This is a genomic window from Geobacter sp. OR-1, from assembly GCF_000813145.1.
Taxonomy (GTDB): domain Bacteria; phylum Desulfobacterota; class Desulfuromonadia; order Geobacterales; family DSM-12255; genus Geoanaerobacter.
Genome location: NZ_BAZF01000003.1, coordinates 148,299 through 168,974, shown reverse-complemented (window position 1 = coordinate 168,974; position 20,676 = coordinate 148,299). Strand labels below are relative to the sequence as shown.

At 58.5% G+C, this 20,676-nt stretch carries 25 protein-coding genes; 11 read left to right on the top strand and 14 right to left on the bottom strand.

The window, feature by feature from the left end; all coding sequences use genetic code 11:
- Positions 1 to 142 precede the first annotated feature (142 nt).
- The gene (gene def, locus OR1_RS04415; RefSeq protein WP_041970251.1) at positions 143 to 670 is read right to left on the bottom strand and encodes a peptide deformylase; all 528 of its coding nucleotides are present in this window, start codon (positions 668 to 670) and stop codon (positions 143 to 145) included.
- 76 nt (positions 671 to 746) lie between these two features.
- Here def and OR1_RS04410 point away from each other — a divergent pair, with 76 nt between their 5' ends.
- Positions 747 to 947, top strand: coding sequence for a type II toxin-antitoxin system VapB family antitoxin (locus OR1_RS04410; RefSeq protein ID WP_041970250.1), 201 nt, complete (start codon positions 747 to 749; stop codon positions 945 to 947).
- Positions 944 to 1,360, top strand: a complete 417-nt coding sequence (locus OR1_RS21380) for a PIN domain-containing protein (protein WP_082002795.1) — start codon at positions 944 to 946, stop codon at positions 1,358 to 1,360. Before OR1_RS04410 ends, OR1_RS21380 begins: the two co-directional genes overlap by 4 nt.
- Here the strand turns inward: OR1_RS21380 and OR1_RS04400 are convergent, their stop codons facing one another.
- The 6 genes from OR1_RS04400 to OR1_RS04375 form a co-directional block, all read right to left on the bottom strand.
- Positions 1,361 to 2,083 carry a DUF72 domain-containing protein gene (locus OR1_RS04400; RefSeq protein WP_041970247.1) on the bottom strand — a complete coding sequence of 241 codons (723 nt, stop codon included), beginning with the start codon at positions 2,081 to 2,083 and terminating at the stop codon, positions 1,361 to 1,363.
- Positions 2,080 to 3,678 (bottom strand): non-homologous end-joining DNA ligase, encoded by a 1,599-nt coding sequence (ligD, locus tag OR1_RS04395; protein WP_052440249.1) that lies wholly within the window; start codon positions 3,676 to 3,678, stop codon positions 2,080 to 2,082. The genes OR1_RS04400 and ligD (OR1_RS04395) overlap by 4 nt, the downstream gene beginning before the upstream one ends.
- Positions 3,679 to 3,707: 29 nt before the next feature.
- Positions 3,708 to 4,613 carry a non-homologous end-joining DNA ligase gene (gene ligD / locus OR1_RS04390; RefSeq protein WP_041970246.1) on the bottom strand — a complete coding sequence of 302 codons (906 nt, stop codon included), beginning with the start codon at positions 4,611 to 4,613 and terminating at the stop codon, positions 3,708 to 3,710.
- On the bottom strand, positions 4,610 to 5,386 hold the full coding sequence (locus OR1_RS04385) for a Ku protein (protein ID WP_041970244.1): 777 nt from the start codon (positions 5,384 to 5,386) through the stop codon (positions 4,610 to 4,612). The genes ligD (OR1_RS04390) and OR1_RS04385 overlap by 4 nt, the downstream gene beginning before the upstream one ends.
- 41 nt (positions 5,387 to 5,427) lie before the next feature.
- Positions 5,428 to 6,195 (bottom strand): Ku protein, encoded by a 768-nt coding sequence (locus OR1_RS04380; RefSeq protein ID WP_041970243.1) that lies wholly within the window; start codon positions 6,193 to 6,195, stop codon positions 5,428 to 5,430.
- Between the two features lie 186 nt (positions 6,196 to 6,381).
- Positions 6,382 to 7,008, bottom strand: a complete 627-nt coding sequence (locus OR1_RS04375; protein ID WP_052440248.1) for an OmpW family protein — start codon at positions 7,006 to 7,008, stop codon at positions 6,382 to 6,384.
- A gap of 497 nt (positions 7,009 to 7,505) precedes the next feature.
- Here OR1_RS04375 and OR1_RS04370 point away from each other — a divergent pair, with 497 nt between their 5' ends.
- Positions 7,506 to 8,642: an ion channel gene (locus tag OR1_RS04370; RefSeq protein WP_041970242.1), complete on the top strand. Its 1,137-nt coding sequence runs from the start codon at positions 7,506 to 7,508 to the stop codon at positions 8,640 to 8,642.
- A 25-nt stretch (positions 8,643 to 8,667) separates the two neighbouring features.
- Here OR1_RS04370 and OR1_RS04365 read toward each other — a convergent pair whose 3' ends face one another.
- Positions 8,668 to 10,206, bottom strand: a complete 1,539-nt coding sequence (locus OR1_RS04365) for a carotenoid oxygenase family protein (RefSeq protein WP_041970240.1) — start codon at positions 10,204 to 10,206, stop codon at positions 8,668 to 8,670.
- A gap of 119 nt (positions 10,207 to 10,325) precedes the next feature.
- Here OR1_RS04365 and OR1_RS04360 point away from each other — a divergent pair, with 119 nt between their 5' ends.
- Positions 10,326 to 10,700 carry a VOC family protein gene (locus OR1_RS04360; protein WP_041970239.1) on the top strand — a complete coding sequence of 125 codons (375 nt, stop codon included), beginning with the start codon at positions 10,326 to 10,328 and terminating at the stop codon, positions 10,698 to 10,700.
- Between the two features lie 65 nt (positions 10,701 to 10,765).
- Here OR1_RS04360 and arcC read toward each other — a convergent pair whose 3' ends face one another.
- Complete coding sequence (gene arcC / locus OR1_RS04355) at positions 10,766 to 11,701, bottom strand: carbamate kinase (RefSeq protein WP_041970237.1); 936 nt, start codon at positions 11,699 to 11,701, stop codon at positions 10,766 to 10,768.
- Between the two features lie 38 nt (positions 11,702 to 11,739).
- Positions 11,740 to 11,958: a dodecin gene (locus OR1_RS04350; RefSeq protein ID WP_041970235.1), complete on the bottom strand. Its 219-nt coding sequence runs from the start codon at positions 11,956 to 11,958 to the stop codon at positions 11,740 to 11,742.
- Positions 11,959 to 12,183: 225 nt separating this feature from the next.
- On the opposite strand from OR1_RS04350, the gene OR1_RS04345 reads away from it, so the two are divergent.
- The 5 genes from OR1_RS04345 (at position 12,184) to OR1_RS04325 (ending at position 14,879) form a co-directional block, all read left to right on the top strand.
- Positions 12,184 to 12,363, top strand: coding sequence for a CsbD family protein (locus OR1_RS04345; RefSeq protein ID WP_041970234.1), 180 nt, complete (start codon positions 12,184 to 12,186; stop codon positions 12,361 to 12,363).
- 148 nt (positions 12,364 to 12,511) lie between these two features.
- Positions 12,512 to 13,099, top strand: a complete 588-nt coding sequence (locus tag OR1_RS04340) for a DUF4337 domain-containing protein (protein ID WP_052440247.1) — start codon at positions 12,512 to 12,514, stop codon at positions 13,097 to 13,099.
- Between the two features lie 125 nt (positions 13,100 to 13,224).
- Entirely contained in the window at positions 13,225 to 13,689 is a 465-nt protein-coding gene (locus OR1_RS04335; RefSeq protein ID WP_041970232.1) for a DUF1003 domain-containing protein, read from the top strand.
- 376 nt (positions 13,690 to 14,065) lie between these two features.
- The gene (locus OR1_RS04330) at positions 14,066 to 14,467 is read left to right on the top strand and encodes a DoxX family protein (RefSeq protein ID WP_041970231.1); all 402 of its coding nucleotides are present in this window, start codon (positions 14,066 to 14,068) and stop codon (positions 14,465 to 14,467) included.
- 25 nt (positions 14,468 to 14,492) lie between these two features.
- Positions 14,493 to 14,879 carry a DUF309 domain-containing protein gene (locus OR1_RS04325; protein WP_041970230.1) on the top strand — a complete coding sequence of 129 codons (387 nt, stop codon included), beginning with the start codon at positions 14,493 to 14,495 and terminating at the stop codon, positions 14,877 to 14,879.
- A gap of 1 nt (position 14,880) precedes the next feature.
- On the opposite strand, the gene OR1_RS04320 is transcribed toward OR1_RS04325, so the two are convergent.
- Positions 14,881 to 15,096 carry a hypothetical protein gene (locus tag OR1_RS04320; RefSeq protein ID WP_041970229.1) on the bottom strand — a complete coding sequence of 72 codons (216 nt, stop codon included), beginning with the start codon at positions 15,094 to 15,096 and terminating at the stop codon, positions 14,881 to 14,883.
- A 281-nt stretch (positions 15,097 to 15,377) separates the two neighbouring features.
- On the opposite strand from OR1_RS04320, the gene OR1_RS04315 reads away from it, so the two are divergent.
- The gene (locus OR1_RS04315; protein ID WP_041970227.1) at positions 15,378 to 16,016 is read left to right on the top strand and encodes a trimeric intracellular cation channel family protein; all 639 of its coding nucleotides are present in this window, start codon (positions 15,378 to 15,380) and stop codon (positions 16,014 to 16,016) included.
- A gap of 54 nt (positions 16,017 to 16,070) precedes the next feature.
- On the opposite strand, the gene OR1_RS04310 is transcribed toward OR1_RS04315, so the two are convergent.
- The 3 genes from OR1_RS04310 to OR1_RS04300 form a co-directional block, all read right to left on the bottom strand.
- Entirely contained in the window at positions 16,071 to 17,339 is a 1,269-nt protein-coding gene (locus tag OR1_RS04310; RefSeq protein WP_041970226.1) for a DUF445 domain-containing protein, read from the bottom strand.
- Between the two features lie 122 nt (positions 17,340 to 17,461).
- Complete coding sequence (locus OR1_RS04305) at positions 17,462 to 18,556, bottom strand: ADP-ribosylglycohydrolase family protein (protein ID WP_041970225.1); 1,095 nt, start codon at positions 18,554 to 18,556, stop codon at positions 17,462 to 17,464.
- A 53-nt stretch (positions 18,557 to 18,609) separates the two neighbouring features.
- Entirely contained in the window at positions 18,610 to 19,521 is a 912-nt protein-coding gene (locus OR1_RS04300; protein WP_041970224.1) for a YceI family protein, read from the bottom strand.
- A 223-nt stretch (positions 19,522 to 19,744) separates the two neighbouring features.
- Here OR1_RS04300 and OR1_RS04295 point away from each other — a divergent pair, with 223 nt between their 5' ends.
- A complete protein-coding gene (locus OR1_RS04295; protein WP_041970223.1) occupies positions 19,745 to 20,656 on the top strand; it encodes a hypothetical protein in 912 nt (303 codons plus the stop codon).
- Positions 20,657 to 20,676 lie beyond the last annotated feature (20 nt).

Below are 20,676 nucleotides of genomic sequence, written 5' to 3'. Positions count from 1 at the left end.
ATTACAAGGCTGCAAATTACGTCATATTGATGAAACGTTTGTAACCCTGCCGAGCAGCCACTGTCAAGGGCAATCAAACGCCCCTTCTGATTTGCGACGCAGCGGCGATATTGTGCGCGCCGGCGCGGGCATGAGCCGGGTTCTACCCCGGCATCAACCGTACATACTCCTTCTCCGTCATCAGCTCCCGCGTGTCCTCCACCCGGTCAATGAAAACCATCCCCCGGACATGATCGAACTCGTGCTGGAACACGCGCGCCAGGAAACCGTCGTACTCCTCCTCCCGGAGCTCTCCCGAGCGGGTCAGGTAGCGCACGCCGATCCGCCGGTGCCTGGGCACCGGGCCGCGCAGGCCGGGGATACTGAGACACCCCTCCCACCCCTTCTCCTTCTCGTCAGACATCCAGACGATCTCCGGATTGATCATTGCAGTCGGCTCCATCTGCGGCGCATGCGGGTAGCGCGGGTTGGGATGCGAGGCAACGATGAAGAGGGAGAGCGGCTCGAACACCTGCGGCGCAGCGATCCCGACGCCGTTGGCATCCGCCACGGTTACCAGCATATCATCGATGAGCGCCTGAACCGCAGGGTCTGCCGGATCGGCGACCGCCGCCCCCACACCCCGCAACACCGGCTGCCCCAGTTGTGCTATCTGTCTCAGAATCGGCATCTTCCCTATTCTCCTGTTGCTCCAAGGCTTGACTTTACACATCGCAGTGTGTAAACATTTGTGTACGGAGGTTCCCATGGCAACTAATCTGGCAATTGACGACAACCTGCTCGAAGAGGCCCGGATTGTCGGCAAACATGCAACCAAAAAAGCGGTAGTCAATGAAGCGCTTGCAGAGTATGTTCAGCGCCGCAAGCAAGCGGAGATCATTAACCTTTTTAATTCCATAGAATATGATCCGGACTATGACTACAAAGCTCAGCGCAAGAAAAGATGAGAGTCCTGATTGACACATCAGTATGGTCCTTGGCGCTGCGACGCAATCAGCCCGCTGACAGCCCGGTGGTAGCAGAACTCATCGAGTTGATCAGAGAGGTGCGGGGCCAGATAATCGGCCCGGTCCGCCAGGAACTCCTCTCCGGAATCAAGAACCAGCCGCAGTTTCGGAAACTGCGCAATCACCTGCGGGCTTTCCCCGACCTTGAAGTAACAACCAGCGATTACGAGACTGCTGCCGATTTCTTCAATCTCTGCCGTGGCAAGGGGATTCAAGGATCAAATACCGACTTTCTCATTTGCGCCATAGCTGCGCGCCACAAGATTCCCATATTCACCACAGATCAAGATTTTACGCTGTATCAACCTCACCTGCCAATAATGCTCCACCGCCCCCGTACCTTAAAGAGCTGATTAAATCAACGGCGCTCTTTCCCCCTGGTCGTTAAGTTCCATGAAGCGGAGCGCCAGCCTGGGGCCCGTGGCCTCTTCTTCGTGCTTGAAAAAGACGAACGCCCGTTCCCATGGCTGCGCCTGAATCCGCTTGGCCCACTGCGCCAGGTCGGCCTCGGTGTAACCGGGACGACGCAGGCGCAGATACCCCCACTGCGCCGTGCTGACGATCTCCGCTGCCGGGGCCTCGTCAGTATCCGCGATGCAGAGGGAGTGGCCGCGCTCGCGCAACAGCTCGGCAACGCCGGCCTCCAGCCAGGTCGGGCTGCGAAACTCGAAGGCGCAGCGCACATGGGCGGGGATCAGGTCGAGAAAGGTCTCCAGCCGGGGGAGATTGGCCCGGAAGAATGCGGGAAACTGGCACAGGATTGCCCCGAGTTTCTCCCCCAGAAGCGAGACGGTCCTGAAGTAGTACTCCGCTTCCTCGTTCACCTCTTTCAGCCGCTTCACATGGGTGATCACCTGGGGCGCCTTGAGGACAAAGACAAAACCGTCCGCTACCTGCTCGGCCCAGGGGGTCAGAATCCGCTCGGTCGGCATGTGATAATAGGTGTAGTTGATCTCCACGGCGTTGAAACGTTCGCCGTAGAAATGAAGCATCTCCTTGGGGGAGATCTTTTCCGGATAGAAGATCCCTTTCCATTCCTTGTAGCCATAACCGCTCGTACCGACATGGAATTTCATGGTCGAACTCCTTCGCCGCTATCGCGCACCACCTCGCGGGCGGCCTTGTCCTCGCGCATCCGGAGGAAAACCGGATGCCTCATGACCGCGTCATCGGTCCAGCCAGAGAACGTCACTTCGCAGACCAGCTCGGGCCTTACCCAGGTGACCGGGGCGTTGGCCGGTGGCACGACCCTGAAGGGGCATGTCTCCTGGACCAGAGGCTGCAGCCGTTCGTGGATCAGCTTCAGTTCCTCTGCAGCGAAGCCGCCACCCGCATGACCGATGCAGATCAGCTCGTTGCCATCGTATTGACCCAGCACCAGGGTGCCGAAATGGCCTCTTCCCCCGCGGGGCGCCGTGAATCCGGCGATCACCCCTTCCTGGGTGAGCTGCCTCTTCACCTTGAGCCACTGCCGGCTCCTTTTCCCCACCTGGTACGTGCTCTGGCCATGTTTGGCAATGATCCCCTCAAGCCCCTTTTCCCGAACGACCTGGAAGAACAGGATTCCGTCGTTCACGACATGATCGCTGAACCGGATGCGCGGGCCGGACGGGAGAACCCTCTTCAGGATTTCCTTCCTCTTGAGCAGCGGCAGGCCGGTGAGATCGTGCCCCTGGAAATGGAGCAGATCGAAGACGTAATAGAGGAGATAACCGCTGCCGGAGCTCCCGTAATCCTGCAGCAGCTGGAAATCGGGACGGCCCCGCTCGTCCACGGCAACTACCTCGCCGTCCAGGACTGCCTCGAAGCGGCAGGCCTTGAGCGCCTCCACGATTGGGGCGAACTTCCGGTTCAACGAGAGCAGGTTGCGGGAGTAGAGCGCCGCCTCCGCCTCCCTGACCTCGGCGACGGCCCGGTAGCCGTCCCATTTCATCTCGAAGATCCAGTCCGGATGATCGAACGGCTCCAGGGCCGGGGTCGCGAGCATCGGCCGGACCGCGTGCGGCATCTCTGCCTCAGGCGCATCCTGCAGCCCTTCGCTCTCCTCGGTTTCCCGCAGCCGAATCCGGTCGATTTTCCGGTGACGTGTCGGGGTCTTTGACCCTGTTTCAAGCAGTTCCTCCAGGGTCCTGCCCGAAGCAACGGAACGGCTCTCGCCAAGGATTTCTCCGGAATGAACGAAGCGATCCTTTTTCTTCAGCAGCAGCCACGATCTGGCATCCCGCGTCCTCACCAGCGCGAATTCGCCCCGGAGCTTTTCCCCTTCGAGGATGAACTTCAGGTCCCCCTTGGCCAGGCCGGCCAGGAGCAGCTGCTCGTTTTCGGCCCGGTTCCGGCCGGCCGGGTGGCGGTAAAAGCCCCGGTCCCAGATGATGACGCTGCCGGCGCCGTAATTCCCCTCGGGAATGACCCCCTCGAACTCCCGGTAGCTGAACGGATGGTCTTCAACCATGACGGCCAGCCTTTTCACAGCCGGATCGAGCGATGGCCCCCGCGGCACGGCCCAGCTCTTCAGCACCCCATCCAGTTCGAGCCTCAAGTCATAGTGCAGAGCCCGGGCCGCATGCTTATGGACGACGAACACGAGCCGCTCTTCCCCGGCGCGTTCATCCGGCTCCGGTTCCGGAGTTTCCTTGAATCTCCGTTTGGCTGTGTATTCTTTAAGGCCCATTTCCCTCTAAGCCTCCCACTCCTCGCGCGTCACAGATGCGGCAATTTCTGCTCTTTCACCAGCAGCTCGCGAAACAGATCCCCATCCTTTTCCGCTCTCTCTACCGCCTCTCCGGGATTGATCCGGAATTTCCGCGCGTCCCCTCGGTTTGCCAGCGCCTCCAGTTCACCCCAGCCAAGGGGGAACGAAACGACCGGTTCTTCCCGGGCCCGCAGGGAATAGGCGCAGACTGTCGTCAATTTCGCATCGTTCTGCGACCAGTTGATGAAAATCCGCCCCGGCCGCTGGTCCTTTGCCATCTTTGCCGTCACCAGGTCCGGATAGTTCTTCTGCAGGATCACTGCCACGGCCCGGGAAAACTCCTTGGTATCCTCAAAGGTCGTTTCCGGCCGGTTCAACGGGACATAGAGATGGAGCCCCTTCTGGCCCGAGGTCTTGACAAAGGCGACAAGCCCCAACCGGGAGAGGAGATCCCGGATTGTCAACGCCAGACGGGCGCAATCGAGGATATCGGCCGGCACGCCCGGGTCCAGGTCGAAGACCATGGCATCGGGAGTATCCGGGGAACCGGTCCTTGCCATGGGCACATGGAGTTCCAGGGAGGCCAGGTTGGCCACCCAGAGGAGCGTGGCCTGGTCATTGACCAGGCAGACGTTCATCTGCTCGCCGTCGTCCCGGAGAACGTCCGCGGTCTGCACCCATGATGGATGGTGTGAAGGGCAGCGCTTTTCGAAAAAGAACCCCTTTTCCACTCCGTCGGGATACCGCTTCAGGGTCAATGCCCGGTCCCGCAGATGGGGGAGGATGAACGGCGCGATCCGGCGGTAGTATTCCAGGACCTGGGCCTTGGTGAAGCCGACTGCCGGGTAAAGCGCTTTTTCCAGGTTCGAGAGCGCAAGCCGGTTACCGGCGGTTTCGACGATATTACGATTCACCGGTTCTCCTTCAGATCACGAATGGCCTCCTCCAGCGCCGCCATCAGATCGGGCGGCCCTTCGGCTTCTTCAGCCGTCTGCGGGGCTGTAACCGGCCCGGTTTCCTCGGCCTTGGTCTTCAGGAGCGCCAGGATCTTTGCCCGCCGGCTATCCGCATACTTACCAGGATCGAACTCCGTCATCATCTTCTCGATACTCCCCTTGATCCGGTCTTTTCCGCCAGCCGCGCTTTCCCCTGCCACCGGCACGGCAACGGGCAGGACTTCCTCGCTGTAATGGAGCGTGATCAGGGTAAGCGCACCCTGGGTGCTCTTGACCGCCACCAGGTACTCCCGTTCGGCCAGCACGAACCTGGCAAGGCCGGCCCTGTTCGTCTGTCGCATCACCTCGGCCAGGAGCCGGTACGATTTTTCGCCCCCCTTCAACGGAACGAGATAATACGGGCGGTCATAATAGACCGGGTCGACTTCAGCCATGTCGATGAAGTCGATGATCTCGATAGTCCGGCTCCGTTCGGGGGATACCGACTCCAACTCCTCGTTCGTAATCGGCAGGTAGTGATCGGGGGCAAGCTCGTATCCCCTGATGATCTCCTCGGGCGGAACCAGTTCCTCCTGCTGCGGGCAGTACATCCTTCGGGCAAGGGGAGCGTAATCGGTGCTGTGAAGCAGGTGAAACGAGATGCGGCCGGGTGCCACGGCCCTGACCAGCTGAACCGGAATCGCAACCAGGCTGAAACTGATCGTCCCGCTCCATATCCCTTGCAGAGCCATTTCATCCTCCTGTATGACCGCGGCCCATGCTGCCGGGCCGGTCAGGCAACCTTCTTGAGGCTTTCCTCCAGCGCCTGCAGCAGTTCATCCGCTCCGGTCGGCTTCAGGACCTTCGGCCGCAACACCGCAACCTTCTCGCCGCGGGCCTTCTTGTCGATCAGCTGCCGCAGTTTCTTCTCGTGCTCGTTCTCGAACTTCTCCGGCTGGAAAGGCGCCGTCAGCTGGCTGATCAGGTCTCTCCCAATCTGCAGTTCCCTTTCCGATACCGGAATCTCCTGCAGGCCGAGAGCCGTCGCTGCGATCACTTCGTCGGCGTAATGCAGGGTTGTAAGGCGCAGAGCATTGCCACACGCCTGCACGGTCCCCAGATAGGAGCGCTTCCTCATACTCCAGGTGCAGATGCCGGCCGCGCCCATCTCCTGCAGGGCAACGACGAGTTCGTTATATTCCCCCAGCGGTGAATCCGGTTCCAGGTAGTAGACCCGGTCGAAGAAGATCGGATCGATCCGGGCGCTCTCAACGAATTCGTGGACCTCGATCAGTCGGCTGCTTTCCGGAGTGGTCTGTTCCAACTCCTCGGGATCGACGATGATGTACTTACCCTCCTCGACCTCGAACCCCTTGGTCTGGGCCTCCACCGCTACCGGCTTGTTTTCATAGGTGCAGATCATCATCTGGTGCAAACGCACCCGGTCGCGCCGGTGCAGGAGGTGGAACTGAATCCGCTCTTCCCTGACCGCGCTGTGCAGCTTCACCGGTACGTTCGTAGCCCCGAAATGGATAATCCCCTTCCAGATTGTGCCAGCCATAACTCCCCCGATTTCGCTTATCGTTTCGCGGTGTTATTGACTCCGCCTTTAATTAAATTATCGCACAAAACGGCCCGCTGTCCAAGGTAAGACACGAAACGTTACGGTCAGGCGATCGCCAATAAAAAAACGCCCACGGAACTGGCCGTGGGCTGATTGGGGAGACGCAATGCGGGTCGCTGTTATTTAAAAACGATAACCCACGCCAGTCCCTACGATGAAGGGATTCAAATCCAGGTCGTATGTGGTTCCGTTGATTCTTGCTTCTGTATCGACATTCAAATACTTGAGATCGAGGTTGAAGAACCAGTTGTTGCCAAGGGGGACATCGGCCCCTGCTTGGGCTGCCCATCCGAAGCTGCTGGAGATATGAAAGTCGGAAACATTGAGAACGCCGTCAGCCTTGTCATTGAACGGAATGACGTAGTTGACCCCGAAGCCGATATAGGGGCTGATTTTGGCTGCGGGGAGCGGGTGATATTTCAGGGTCAGGGTAGGCGGAAGCAGCCAGGTGGAGCCGAGGCTTCTACCCTGGGCAATCAGGTCATGCTTGGTGACTCCCAGAATCAATTCAGTCGAGATATTCCGGGTGAAAAAGTACTCCAGATCGAGTTCAGGAGCAACTGCCGTCTTTGCTTCGATTTCCAGGTTATCGAGGCGGCTGTCAACAGTTTGGTCCGGAATGACGACCAGCCCCCTGAGCCTGACACCGTAATGGTTGACCTCTTCGGCAAAAGCCGTTCCGGTCATCGCCAGCACTAACAGCGCCCCCAATAAGAATTTTAGCGGTTTTCCAAGCCACAAATCTCTCATCTTGTTCTCTCCTTTTCTACGTTTTCAAAATTGGTGTTACTCACCCGCATCTCCCGATTACACAACACGACCAACAAGACCATTTTTATCTTTTATTCTGACATAACAATTTCATTTTTAAATCTGCGGTCCATTCTGGTTTGCAGTCGATTGCACCACGAATCTCTGGCGCAAAACTGCCGATGAGAAATTTTACTTTTTTGAAACTGGCGGCGTCCTGGCGTTGCCTCCATATCAACAACACAAACGGAAGATTTTCTGGATGCCAAACGTTTACGGAGATATAAGACCTTTTATGTCTTTATAAGAATTCTTTACTAATGTCAACTTATTTTTCATCATCTGTGCGCAAGGCCCATTTTCCGGGCTATGACATAATATCGGTACTGGATTCTCGATTACTTTGCTGCCGGCGCAATTTGCCTCCACCAATAACGTCAGGTAAGCTTTATGGAAAGAGAAGACATTTTCCCGGGGAAAGAACAGCAGGGGCGTCTGTGGCGATAGTTGCAACCTTAAGCGGGATCGTCTTGATCGGTCTGGTTCTCTGGGAGGGGTTCGAGACCATTGTCCTGCCGCGCCGGGTGACCCGGCGGTTCCGGATGACCCGATTTTTCTATCGCCGGACCTGGATTCCATGGGTCAAGACGATCACAAAACTGGTGCCCCCCCAACGCCGGGAGACCTGGTTGAGCTATTTCGGCCCCTTGTCGCTGCTGCTTTTGCTCAGCATCTGGGCGGGCGGGCTGATCACCGGCTTTGCCCTCCTGCACTGGGGTTTAGGCTCGGCGGTCCTGAGCCATGTCGGAGATTCGGGATTTTTGGTCGATCTCTACCTAAGCGGCACAACCTTTTTTACCCTGGGGCTGGGCGACGCCGTTCCCCGGAACAGTGGAGCGCGGCTGCTGGTGGTACTCGAATCCGGGACCGGCTTTGCCTTTCTCGCCCTTGTCATCGGCTATCTCCCGGCGCTCAACCAGACCTTTGCCAACCGCGAAGTCAGCATCTCGCTCCTTGATGCCCGTGCCGGCTCACCGCCGACCGCTTCAGAGATGCTTCGCCGCCACGGGCACGAGCGGGGGATGGAGGCTCTCCGACAACTTCTCCACGAATGGGAGCGCTGGTCGGCGGAGTTCCTGGAGGGGCACCTCTCCTACCCGGTCCTGGCCTACTTCCGCTCCCAGCACGACAACCAGTCGTGGCTCGGAGCCCTGACAGCAATCCTCGACACCTGCGCCCTGCTGATTGCCGGGGTGGAAGGAACTTGCGAGCGCCAAGCGGAACTCACCTTTGCCATGGCCCGTCATGCCGTAGTCGACCTGTCCCTTGTTTTCGGTACCCAGCCACGGGAGCACAAACCGGCGCGCCTTTCAACCGAAAAACTGGCGGAACTGCGCGCGCTCCTGGCGGAAAGGGGGCTGAAACTGCGAGATGGGAAGGCGGTCGAACAGAAGCTGACCGAGCTGCGCTGGCAGTACGAACCGTATGTCCACGCCCTGGCCTCTTACTTTCGCGTCGCCGTTCCCCCCTGGATCGCCGCGGACAACCGGCTGGACAACTGGCAGGTCAGCGTCTGGGAACGGCGTTCCGCCAGCAGAACACCGACGGAAGGGGCCTCGGGAGAGCATTTCTAGAATACAACCGTCCGGCGTCGTTAATTCATGCCTCACCGTCCGCCTGCCACCAACCGTGATAGCTGAACGGCACATGATGCCGCAGCATCACCCGGGCCAACGGCCCATCCTCAAGGCGTTCGCCATTCAGTACCGCCAGGAAACTCTTTCTGGTCCGGCTGTCATAGACCTCGGTCAGCACCCAGCCGCTCTCCTCACCGGCACTGACCGATCGCGGGACAAAGACCGGCTCGGTGCAGTAGTACCCTGCCCCGAAATCATAACGGCCGTGCTGCCCGGTCTGCAGATCGTGCCGCTCTACTGCCGACCAGAAGAACTCGGCAGGATTGGCTGCGCAGAGGTAGACAAAGCGGTGCGCCCGGCACCGCTGCCGCTCGTCGATCCGCGGCCACTCGAAGTTCCCCGCGGCCAGAAGCTCCCGCTCCACCCGCCGTTGCAGCAGATCGATCCGGTAGCGCCAGAGCCGGCCAGGGGTGCGAAAGACCCCTTTCCGGCCGGTCATGACCGTCTGGGCAACCGCCGCCGGTCCCACAAGGTGGTCCGGGTTGGCATACCCCACGAAATCGGCCAGAAGCTCCCCCCCATGCTCATAGCTATTTACGCCGTGCCACATGAACGATGCCTCGGTCGTCAACAGGAGTGGCTCGCCGTTGAAGTCCCGTGGCAGAACCATGAGCAGATTTCCCTGCTCCGGCCGCCAGCGCAGCGAATCGAGGATGCTGCGGATGCCGAGCAGCGGCCCCCAGACCGCCACCTCCAGGGGATGGAGACTCAGCAGCACATGGCGGCTGGCAACGAACCAGTCGTGGATATAAACGTAGCGGGGAAGTTCGATAATCCGGTGACGGACCAGGGTGCCGTCGCCAGCAAAACAGGTGAGGTGCAGGGAAACCTGCCGGCCGTACTGGATGCCGAAATGGAGCCATTCGCCGGTCCGGGGGTCAAACTTGGGGTGCGCGGCAAAGATCAGCGGCATTTCCGGAGGCACCCCCAGCCGGGACTCTCCGATCGTTTCCAGGGTTATCGGGTCGAGGGAGAACGGCAGGGAGGATTCGTCGAAGGCGTACAGCCGTCCGCGCCACGGAAAGACCGTTACCCCTGCCTGGCTGCGGATGCGGCCCGGCCCCCAGAAATTGTTCCAGATCCCGCCGGGCGCAAGGGTGCTCCAGGTAGGAAAGAGGAAACTGCCCGCAGCCTCTTCTTCCTGAAACTTGGGGGTCCGCACGAAACGGCAGCGAAACCTGACCCCGTTGTCGTGAAAGTGAACGCGCTGGACCAGCCCGTCTCCGTCCAGCAGACTCCGTTTGCGCAATCCGCCCCGATCGAACAGCCCCGGACCGTTGCGATAGAGCACTCCCCGCAGCCCCGGGGGTACTGCACCCTCCACAGCCGCGTCATAGTCATACTCCTGCATCAGCGAGGTGGCCAAGCCCAGGTAGGGGTGGTCCGGATCGCCGAAATCGATGAAGCCGGACTTGGGCAGTGGTGGGCTGGCAACGCAGCCGGTGGTTGCGGCAAGCGCCACACTGCCGCCACAGGCAAGGAATTCGCGCCGGGTCAGCATATAAAAGAGTTTACCACATAACAGCCGTGGCAGCGGCCACGCTAATGATCGCCACTTTTTCCCGGTCGGCGTATAATTAAATCAAAGCAGGGGATCGCAGAGAGAAAGGAGAGTATGTCATGGCAAATCCGTTCGTTCATGTGGAACTTGCAACCACTGACCTTGACAAGGCCAAGGCTTTTTATACCGGGCTGTTCGATTGGCAGCTGGAAGAGATACCCGGGATGGACTATACGCTGATCAAGGTGGGAGAAGGGACCGGCGGCGGCATGATGAAAACCCCGGTGCCCGATGCGCCGTCGTTCTGGATCGCTTATGTGCTGGTGGACGATGCGGCGGTCGCCACTGAAAAGGCGAGGACCCTCGGGGCAACGGTCTGCAAGGAGGTTACCGAGATCCCGGGTATCGGCTGGTTCAGCATCATTACCGATCCCACGGGAGCGACCCTGGCCCTGTGGCAGATGAACCCGGCCGGCGAAAAACCCGCAGTATGATCCGCGGGTGAAGGACAGGCGGCCGCTCCGGCCGCCTGTTTCAATAAGTAAGCACCCGCTATTACTCACCCACGGACAATTTCAGTCCCTTCCTTGCCGGCTATTGCCGCGTTGATCCTGTCGATGGCGGTTATAACGGCACGCTTGCCGCCACCCTCCATAAACTGCACGGCCGCTTCCACCTTTGGCCCCATGGAGCCGGCCGGAAATTGTCCTGCCCCCAGAAAGTGCCGCGCTTCAGCCACCGACATCCGTTCCAGGGGACGCTCTGCAGGGGTGGCGTAGTCAAGGCTAACCCGCGCTACGTCGGTGGCAATGACGAATATGTCAACTCCAACCTCCGTGGCGAGGCAGGCGCTGGCCAGGTCTTTGTCGATGACGGCATCGACGCCGTGGAAGGCGCGCCCCTCGCGGATCACCGGGATACCACCGCCACCGCAGCAGATGACGATGAAATCCAGTTCAATCAGCGCCTTTATCTCGCTCTTTTCGACAATAGTGAGCGGTCGCGGTGAGGCAACCACCCGGCGATACCCCTTTGCGGTCTTGCGGAACGGCCAGGGCAGTCCTCTGGATTCTTCCTCGGAATAATAGGGACCGACCGGTTTCGATGGATTGAGGAATGCCGGGTCGTTTTCGGCAACCACCACATAACTGATCAGACTCACCATGTGACGGCCAGCGACCCCGGCGGCCGTCAGTTCGCCATCCAGGGTTGACTCGATCATGTAACCGATCTGCCCCTGGGTCTGGGCAACCAGGATTTCCAGGGGGAGCCGGGGCACTGTGCTACAGCACTCCTGCTGCAGCAGGAGATTTCCCACCTGGGGGCCGTTGCCGTGGGTGACTATGATCCGGTAACGCTCCGCCAGTCGGGCGATCTGACGCATCGGCACCCGCAGGTTCTCGAACTGTTCGGCAATGGTCCCGGCCTCGCCGGCACGAATCAGCGCATTGCCGCCAAGGGCGACCAGGAGGGTTTCTTTTCCATTATTCCCCATGATTCTTCTGTCGCCCTCCGAGTAGCGTCATGCCGCAGTTACCCCTTCAGCTCGAAAGCCACCTTGAGGACCACCTGGTATTCGGCGACCTTGCCATCCGGCCCGATATGGCCGCGGACATCCTGCACTTCAAACCAGGACAGCTTGTCCAGCGAGTTCTGCGCCTTGACCAAAGCCGTCTCGATTGCCGCTTCGATGCTTACGGCAGCAACCCCTATGATCTCGACTTTTTTATAAATCCTGTCTTTGCCGTACATGGAAAACCCCCTTTCAAACAGCGGTCAGCCTTATAAAATAAGGATATCAGAGTCTCTCCCGCCCGCAACAGACCGCTCTTCAGGAGAAACTCGCGGGCTACCATTAGATCAGGTTATCCGGTAGTTGCACGGCCGGAATTCTGCTATACTAAACTCAGGCGGAAGAGCTCATGCGGTGCAGGCTGACGGTGGCCGCTAATTTAGACAGCGGCAGGGAGGTTCATCATGAGAGCCAGCAGAAAGCGGATGGCAATGGGGATGTTTCACGAAGTAAGGGGTACGGTCAAAAAGTTTGTCGGCACATTGATCGCTAACAGGAAACTGGCGGCAAAGGGCAAAGTTGAGCGAATGGCCGGAAAACTTCACGGTAAAATCGGCAAGGCCCAGGCGATGTGCGGGTTTTAACGGCACGACCTCCCTGCCCGGCCATTGCGGCCGGGCAGGCGTTTATCTTCAGCAGTAATCCGGCATGAAAACCAAAGGCGGCCAATCGGCCGCCTTTGGAATAATCGAGTTATAGAATTTCACCCCGGCAAAGTTCAAGGAGCTATTGATGGCAGATATCGATGTCCCTGATTATGAAGAACTGGCGGAACAGGCAAAAAACAGGTTCGGCCGGCGGGTGGCGCTGGTCACGGCAGTTTATGCCGTGTTGCTGGCCATTACCTCACTGGGAGGGAACAATGCCGGCAAGGATATGATGCTGTCGCAGCAACAGGCCTCGAACCAATGGGCCTTTTACCAGTCAAAGGTGATGCGGGAGCATACCTACCGGATCGAGGCGATCAAAACAAGGGCGCTGCTTGCCGAACGAGGCGTAACGATTGCCCCTGAAGCCCGAAGACAGTATGCGGAGCTGCTGGCACTGGCGGAAAAGGAATCGGCACGTTATGCCGGCGAGAAGAAAGAGATCGAGGCCAACGCGAAACAACAGGAGCGATCCCGTGATGTCTCCATGAGAAAAGACCCGTACTTCGATTTTGCAGAGGCCTTCCTGCAGATTGCCATTGTGATGTCTTCCATCGCCATCCTGGCCAACTCCTTTGCGGTGTTCTGTATTTCCGCAGCATCCGCAGCCTGCGGGACCTTTCTTATGGTCAACGGCTTTACGCTGCTGTTTGCCTTGCCTTTTCTCGGTTGAAGCGGGCATGCGAAGAGCGTTGCCTTGCCACCGGATTGTACCGGACCAGATGATCGCTATTATTGCTTTAACACAAACAGGCACGTAACCCTGGAGTATCTGATCAGACGAGCAAGGAGTAAACCATGAGGCAAAGCCCATTCCCGCCCCATTACCGGCATGAACACGGACCGATAAAGAACGTTAACGAGGTTATCAAAGAACGCCTGACTATCGGCCAGAAAGCTGCGGACTGGATAGCAGCAAAGGTAGGCTCGTGGCATTTCATCATCGGTCAGTCTCTCCTGCTCACCTTGTGGGCGCTGCTCAATGTTACCGCCTGGGTGCGGCACTGGGACCCCTATCCCTTCATCCTGATGAATCTGGTGTTGTCGCTTCAGGCCGCATATACCGCGCCCATGATCATGATGAGCCAGAACCGCAAGGCAGAACACGACCGGATCGAGGCGCACATCGACTATGAAGTCAACCTGAAGGCGGAAACCGAAATCCAGGTCATCCTGGAGAACCTTGAAGCGCAAAACATGGTCATCGCCGAGATCCACAAAATGCTGGAGGAACTGCGTAGCGGTAGAGAAGGTAAGGCCTGAGCGGAGTCCGAAAACAAACAAGGCGGCCAATCGGCCGCCTTTGCTCAGCCAGTAAACTCACGACTCTGAATTATCTCTTCTTTTCAGCCTTTTTAATCTGTTTCTCCACCTTTTTTCCTTCGGGGTCTTGGTCGGGGCCTTTTTTACTTCCTTCTTGCTATCCACGCCTTTGCTCATGATTTTCTCCTTATCTGACACGGTTATCAACTGAACAGCCACCTATCCATACTATACCATTCATTGGCCCCCTTGGCGATCACGCCCATCCGTGCCACTCATTCCCTAAGCCCTGCCTGCCATAATGGACTGCTATTGATTTTTATCTAATTAGACTAAAATGGTCTTGTAGGATTGATAATGAAAAGGAGGTGGGATCATGAATTCATTCATGTCGAAATACCGTGACCACTGTTACGCCCTGATGCGGATCGTCGTCGGTTTCCTGTTCCTCTGGCACGGCGTCCAGAAGCTGTTCGGCTTTCCTAGCGGCATGCCGGGCAATGTCCCAGCATTCATCACCTACGTCGCCGGTCCGATCGAGCTTATTGGCGGCATCCTGGTAATGATCGGGCTGTTCACAAACTGGGCGGCCTTCATAACCAGCGGCCAGATGGCATTCGCTTACTGGATCGGGCATGGAACCAAGGCGTTGTTGCCGCTTCAGAACAATGGCGAGCTGGCAGTGCTGTACTGCTTTGCGTTTCTGTTTATTGCCGCATACGGTGGCGGGATCTGGAGTGTCGATGCCCTGATAAACCGGCAAAGGGCTCACGGATGAGCATGTCCCGGCAAGGAGGCGTCAGATGCAATGGTGCAACGAAGCCCCATCCGGTGCGATACTGCGGGCATTCGGCGAGTTCAATCGCGGCGACTGGTATGAATGCCACGAAACTCTCGAAGACCTCTGGATCGGTTCCGAGGATGAGCCCCGCTGGTTCTACCAGGGAATGCTGCAGATTGCCGTTGCCATCCTGCACTGGAGTAATGGCAATTATGGCGGTGCGGTCTCCCTGCTGACCAAGGGGACGGAATACCTGAAGCGTGTCAGCCCGGTCTGCCGCAGGATCGAGGTGGCAACGCTCGTTACCGATGCGGAGAGGTTCCGGACAGAGCTCATCAGGCTCGGACCGGAGCGGATGGCCGAACTCCCCGAAGCGCTGATTCCGAAAATGCGCCTGGCGCCGGCGTGAATTAGCGGGGAGACTTCTCCAGAAGCGGCTTGAGGAACTTTTCAAAGGTGGCCAGCTGCTTTGAAGAGAGGAGGTCTATGTTGCCTTCGTTATCGAGCAGGAAAGTGCCGACGCCGATGACGGTCCTTGCCAAGTAGCCGGTTCCTTCCACGCTTCGTTCAATCTCGTCCCTCTGTTTGCTGATCAGATTGCGCAGCCGGCGCAGATCGATTTCCATAGTGTGCTCTCCTGTTGTCATGATATCGCAATTAGCATCCCCGGAATTTTAACGCCATATCCTTTCGCAGTAAAGGGGGCTCCGTAAACACCCGGCGCAGATCGGTTTGCGCATAACTTTACAATCGTTGACCCTTGATCAGAGTTTCTCGGGAAAGGCGAAGCAGTTTTTCCGGAGCCTGTTCGGGATTTTCCGGTGAACGCGGTGTCCGTAATTTTCATGGACAGGCAGATTGCGTTCCACTGAGGATAATAGTAAACTCCTGGCCGGAGGATAGATCTGTGACCCTGCTCTACAGTCTCGACCTGCTCGGCACCGCCGCCTTCGCTGCTTCCGGCGCACTGGCCGGCATCCGCCGCGACATGGACCTCTTTGGCGTCCTGATGCTTGGGATGGTGACCGCAATCGGCGGCGGAACCCTGCGCGACCTGCTGCTGGGGGATACTCCGCCGTTTATCTTCAAGGACGAGACCTATTTCTACCTTTCAATCATCGTATCGCTCGCGGTTTTCCTGTTCCACAAAAGGATCGGGTTTATTGAGCACCCCCTGCTCTACCTAGACGCGCTTGGGCTGGGGACCTTCGTGGTAATCGGCACCGGCAAGGGGCTTGATTTCAATATCGGGTTCGTCGGTTCCGTCATGATGGGGGTTATGACCGCCACCGCAGGGGGCATGATGCGCGACATCCTCTCATCACGGGTGCCGCTGGTGCTGCAAAAGGAGGTCTATGCGTCGGCCTGCCTGGCTGGGGGAACCCTCCTCTATCTGCTGCACCAGACCACACTTCCTGCCCAGTGGGCGCTGGCGATCTCCGCCATTGCCACAACCCTGCTCAGACTCTGCGCCATCCACTTTAACTGGTCACTGCCAAAGGCGCACCACGCAGAAGCGCCAACTGACCATTCATCCTCCCGATAATAAAAAGGAGACCGATCGGCCCCCTTTGGATTGAATGCAGTGCAGCCGGAATCGCTAAACAAGCAGCAGTGAGACCGCGTGCAGCAAAAGGCCGATGACGCCGCCGACCAGAGTGCCGTTCATCCTGATGAACTGCAGGTCTGAACCGATGCTCAGCTCGATCTCGCTGATATAATCTTCGTTTTCCCACCTTTGCACCGTGCCGGAAATATGGCCGGCTATTGCGGTGCGCAGCGCATCCCCGTAGTGCAGGAGCAGCTTTTCCAGGTGTTCGTTCAGAGAATCCTTCAACCCGCTGTTTTGCGCCAAGTTATTGCCAAGCCCGCTGACCGCTGCCGAGATCTTTTCCTGCACCTTTGAATGGGGCTGATGCAGGTCATTGCTCAGCCAGTTCTTCAGGTCACCGGTGATATTCTGCACGTAATCGGCAATAACCCGGTCGTGGACGATTTCGAGCTTGATCGCCTCGATCTTGTGGCGCAGCACCGGGTCGGTCTTCAGCCTGACAATGAACTCCTTAACGGCATGATCGAACTTGTACCTGAGCTCATGGCAAGGGTCGGCATTAATTTCCTGAATCAGTGCGTTTATCCGTCGGGCCACCTTTTCGCCCGCCCCCTTGGCAAACTGGTCCCGGTTGGGAATGAAGACGCTTAGCAGCGGATACTCTTTGGTGCACATGTCATCGATGGAGCTGGCCAGTCTGGCCTGCGCCTCGGCGGTCGCCAGCCAGGCGGCAACCCGGTTCAGCAGGTCATCGAGCACGATCTGGTGGCGATTGTCTTTTTTGAGGGTATCGAGAAGCGCCCCGGCAGCGGACGAGAGATCGAGGTTTTCGATCCGGTCGGCCAGTGCGGTACGGAGCAACTGCTGCACCCGGTCGTCATCGATAAAATCCAGGGATTCGGCCAGTAACCGGGTCAACCCTTTGGCCAGGCCGGCGCTGTTATCCTTTGCCATCAGGTAGGCGCCAAGATGCTCGGCCGGGTTGTACTCGCGCAGCTTGGCGACCAAGGTCTCGCTGGCAAGAAACTTGTCCCGGATAAAGTCGGCAAGATTCGAGGCAATCACCTCTTTCTTGCTCGTAATGATGGCCGTATGCGGTATCGGCACCCCCAATGGGTGGCGAAACAGCGCCACAACGGCAAACCAGTCCGCCAGGGCGCCGACCATGGCTGCTTCAGCAAAAGCGGCCAGCCATTCCCAGGCACCATGCCCATTCTGCGAGCGGGCCACAACAAACAGTATGGCTGCGCCGATCATCAAGCCGGTGGCTATTGCCTTGTTTCTGATCAGTAGTCGTTTTCTGGGGTCCACAATCATTCTCCAGGTTTCTTTGCTCGTTCGTATCACACGCAAAAGCCGCTTCAGCAGGTAGAAGCGGCTTTCCCTCATACCATCAATTTTATGGCACGGATGCGCTGTTGTTGTCAACGCCTGGTGCTTTAATCCCCTGCTGCCGCACTGTCTACCTGTAGTGCCAGCCCGTGAGCAAGGTTGACCAGGCCGGTGGAATCTTCCAGTCCATCGATAAAGCGTTGCGGTATCCCGGTCAACCCAACCTGGGCGCCAACCAGGGCAGCGGTCAGCATGGCGCGGGCCTGGTTCTGGCCGCCGCCATTTATGGCATGCAGCAGGCCGGCTTCGAAATCGTCATGGAACCGCGCCGCCAGATAGTAGACCGCCGGCAACTGGTGGTAGATGGCGCAGGGCATGCCGTAGACAATGGAGACCTTCCAGGCCGGTTCGATGCGGATATCCGGATCGATGGCGGCGGCCGCCATGTAGGATGGGGTCAGCAGGGCATCGGGAGAGGCAAACAATCCGGCATTGGACGGGTCCGGGTCGCCCGGACGGGGCGGCTGCAGATTGTCACCGGTAATGTGGTGAAAAGGGAGTTCCCCCTTGTTAACCAGACGCATCAGCTTGCCCGACAGCTGCGGGTTCATGGCATGCCCATGCACAAGCATCCCGAGCACCGCGCCGTAGGCCACGGTCATGGAGACAATGGCCGGATCGTTCTGGGTCAGAAGCGTGTTGCTCTTGATGGTGGCGGCAAGTTTTCCGGGATCGAGGGCATAGCGCACTGCCAGGGCCAGGGTCCGTTCGATCGCTTCGGTATCGTCCGCCGGGCCGCCGGTCCGGCCCCATGGCACCCGCTGCTGTACCCGCTGGCGCCAGAGTTCGCGGATCGACTGGCTGGTATACCCTCCCGGACCGCTGATGGGGGTACCGTCAAGCAGTGGCAGGAGATCCTCATCCATACGGCGGCAGAAATCTGCTTCGTCATATTTGCCGCGGCTAACCAGCGAATCGAGTGTCAGCCTGAGGATGAAACCAGCCTGGGAGAGCTGGCCGGCCTTGAATCCGCTATGGTAGCGCCCCGGCTTGGGGTCGGTATAATCGGTGACCCAGTCGCCATAGTCGCGGCGCAGTTCGTCAAGATCGTAATACCAGTGCGGCCCCAGTCCCATGGCATCGCCGATGAAGGCACCCATGATGGCGCCGGCCGCACGGTCGTGAATGGTTCTTTCAGGCATGGTGGCCTCCTTTGCCGCAGTATCGCGACAATACGTCCCCAAGATTCAATAACTCACCCGCTATTACGGGCAACTATGAACAGCTCGATATCGATCCGGTCGTGAACCAGATGCATCCCCAGCTTTTCAAACAGCTTGCCGGAACCGTAGCAGATATTCCACTTGGTCCGGTCGATGTCAAAAGTGGCATGGGCCTTCAAGCTGCCGTCCTCCTGCGGTGCAACAGCGGCCGGGAAGGCTATCGGACGGGTAATCCCCTTGATGGTCAACTCTGCCTGCACGTAGTGATCCGGCGTTCCCGGTGTGGCGGCGGCGATCGGTTGCCAGCCGGTGATGGCAATGGCCGCGACCGGGTAACGGTCGACATTGAAGAAATCATCCGATTTCAGATGCCGGACGAGCATCTGCCGGTAGGCTTCGTCCTGCAGGTCCAGGTTGCTGATCCCGGTCATATCCAGACTCATTTCCCCCCGTAGAAGCTCCCCGTTGCTGATGACGATTTCGCCGCTCCTGAACGGGATCCGGCCGTAGTGGCGATTGTTGAAATTACGGCCGGTCCACTCCAGAACCGAAGCTGACGGGTCGAGCCGGTAGATACCGTCCCTGAGCACCGGTTCCTCTGGCAGTGGTTCTACCGTTTCCACCGGGTAGCCGCTGGCGGCCCAGCCGGACAGACCACCGGTCAGAACCCGCACAGACCGGTAACCGGCTGCCAGCAGCTTTTCCTGTGCCGTCGCGGCTGCCATGGTAGTACCGGAAGCATCGTAAAGCACGATCGGCTTCTCATGGTCGGGCGCCAGTTCGATAGCCCGGTTCAGGAATATCGTCTCATAGATGCAGGCGTTACAGGCTCCGGGAATGTGCCGGCCGGCATAAACCTCAGGTGGAAGGACATCGATGACAAGCGGTGAGTCGTTGCCGGCGAGCCGCTCGTGCAACTCTTGACAGGAAATGGTAGCGGTCATGATTGCTCCCCCCGTTTCACTCTATATGTATAGTTTAGCGCCGCAGCCCGTTGTTTGCCAGCTATATCAGGGATTAACACCCTGTTTGACAGGGGGTCAGACAGGGATAAACTTTAAGGATCGTTTGCATCGCCGTATTCCTGCCCGCAGTATTTGCAGGAAGTTGAATGGTTCTTTACGCTGGGGATTGCCAGAACTAGCGGTTATCGAAATGGAGGCAACAATGCGGGAACTTCGTTACGGAGTCATTGTGCTGTGGATGCTGCTCATCTGCGTGCCCTCAGCCTCGGCCGAGATAAGCATCGGAATCGGGTTACCCAACCTGCGCATCGGCATCAACCTGCCGGTGTTCCCGGAGCTCGTGCCGGTGCCGGGCTACCCGGTCTATTACGCCCCGCAGGTGGATAGCAACTATTTCTTTTACGACGGCATGTACTGGGTTTACCAGGACGATAGCTGGTACTCGAGTTACTGGTACGACGGCCCCTGGTACCTTATGGAGCGAACCGCCGTGCCGCTGTTCATCCTGCGTGTTCCGGTGCGCTATTACCGGCACCCCCCGGCATATTTCCGCAGCTGGCGGCCGGATGCGCCGCCCCGCTGGGGCCAGCACTGGGGCCGGGAGTGGGAGCAGCGTCACAGAGGATGGGACAAATGGAAGCGCGGCTCCGCCCCGGCGCGTGCCCCGCTCCCAGTCTATCAGCGGCAGTATTCCGGAGACCGGTATCCCCATCCGGAGCAGCAGCAGACAATACGCCGCGAGCATTATCGTTACCAGCCGCGCGACAAGGCGGTCCGCCAGCACTTTCAGCAACAGGGTGAACGGAAAGCTCCCGAGCCTGGCCGACGCGAAAAGCGGGAAGAACCCCGGGTGAGAGCCCCTGAGCATCAGGATATCCAGCGACCGGCGCCGCACCAGCCTCCTCAGCAGCGGGAACCGGCATACCGGGAGCAGAGAGAGCAGAGACAGCCAAGGCAGCAGCCAGGCGCTGTGCAGCAAGAGCGGCAGGCACCACGGCCGCACGGCCAGGAACAGCGCTTGGAGGATAAAGGAAGGTCTCACGAGCCAAGGGGTCAAGGCCAGGAGCAAGGTCAGAGGCGGGAAGAGGACCGAGGCCGGGATCGCCATAATTGAATCATCATTGCCCTCAACAA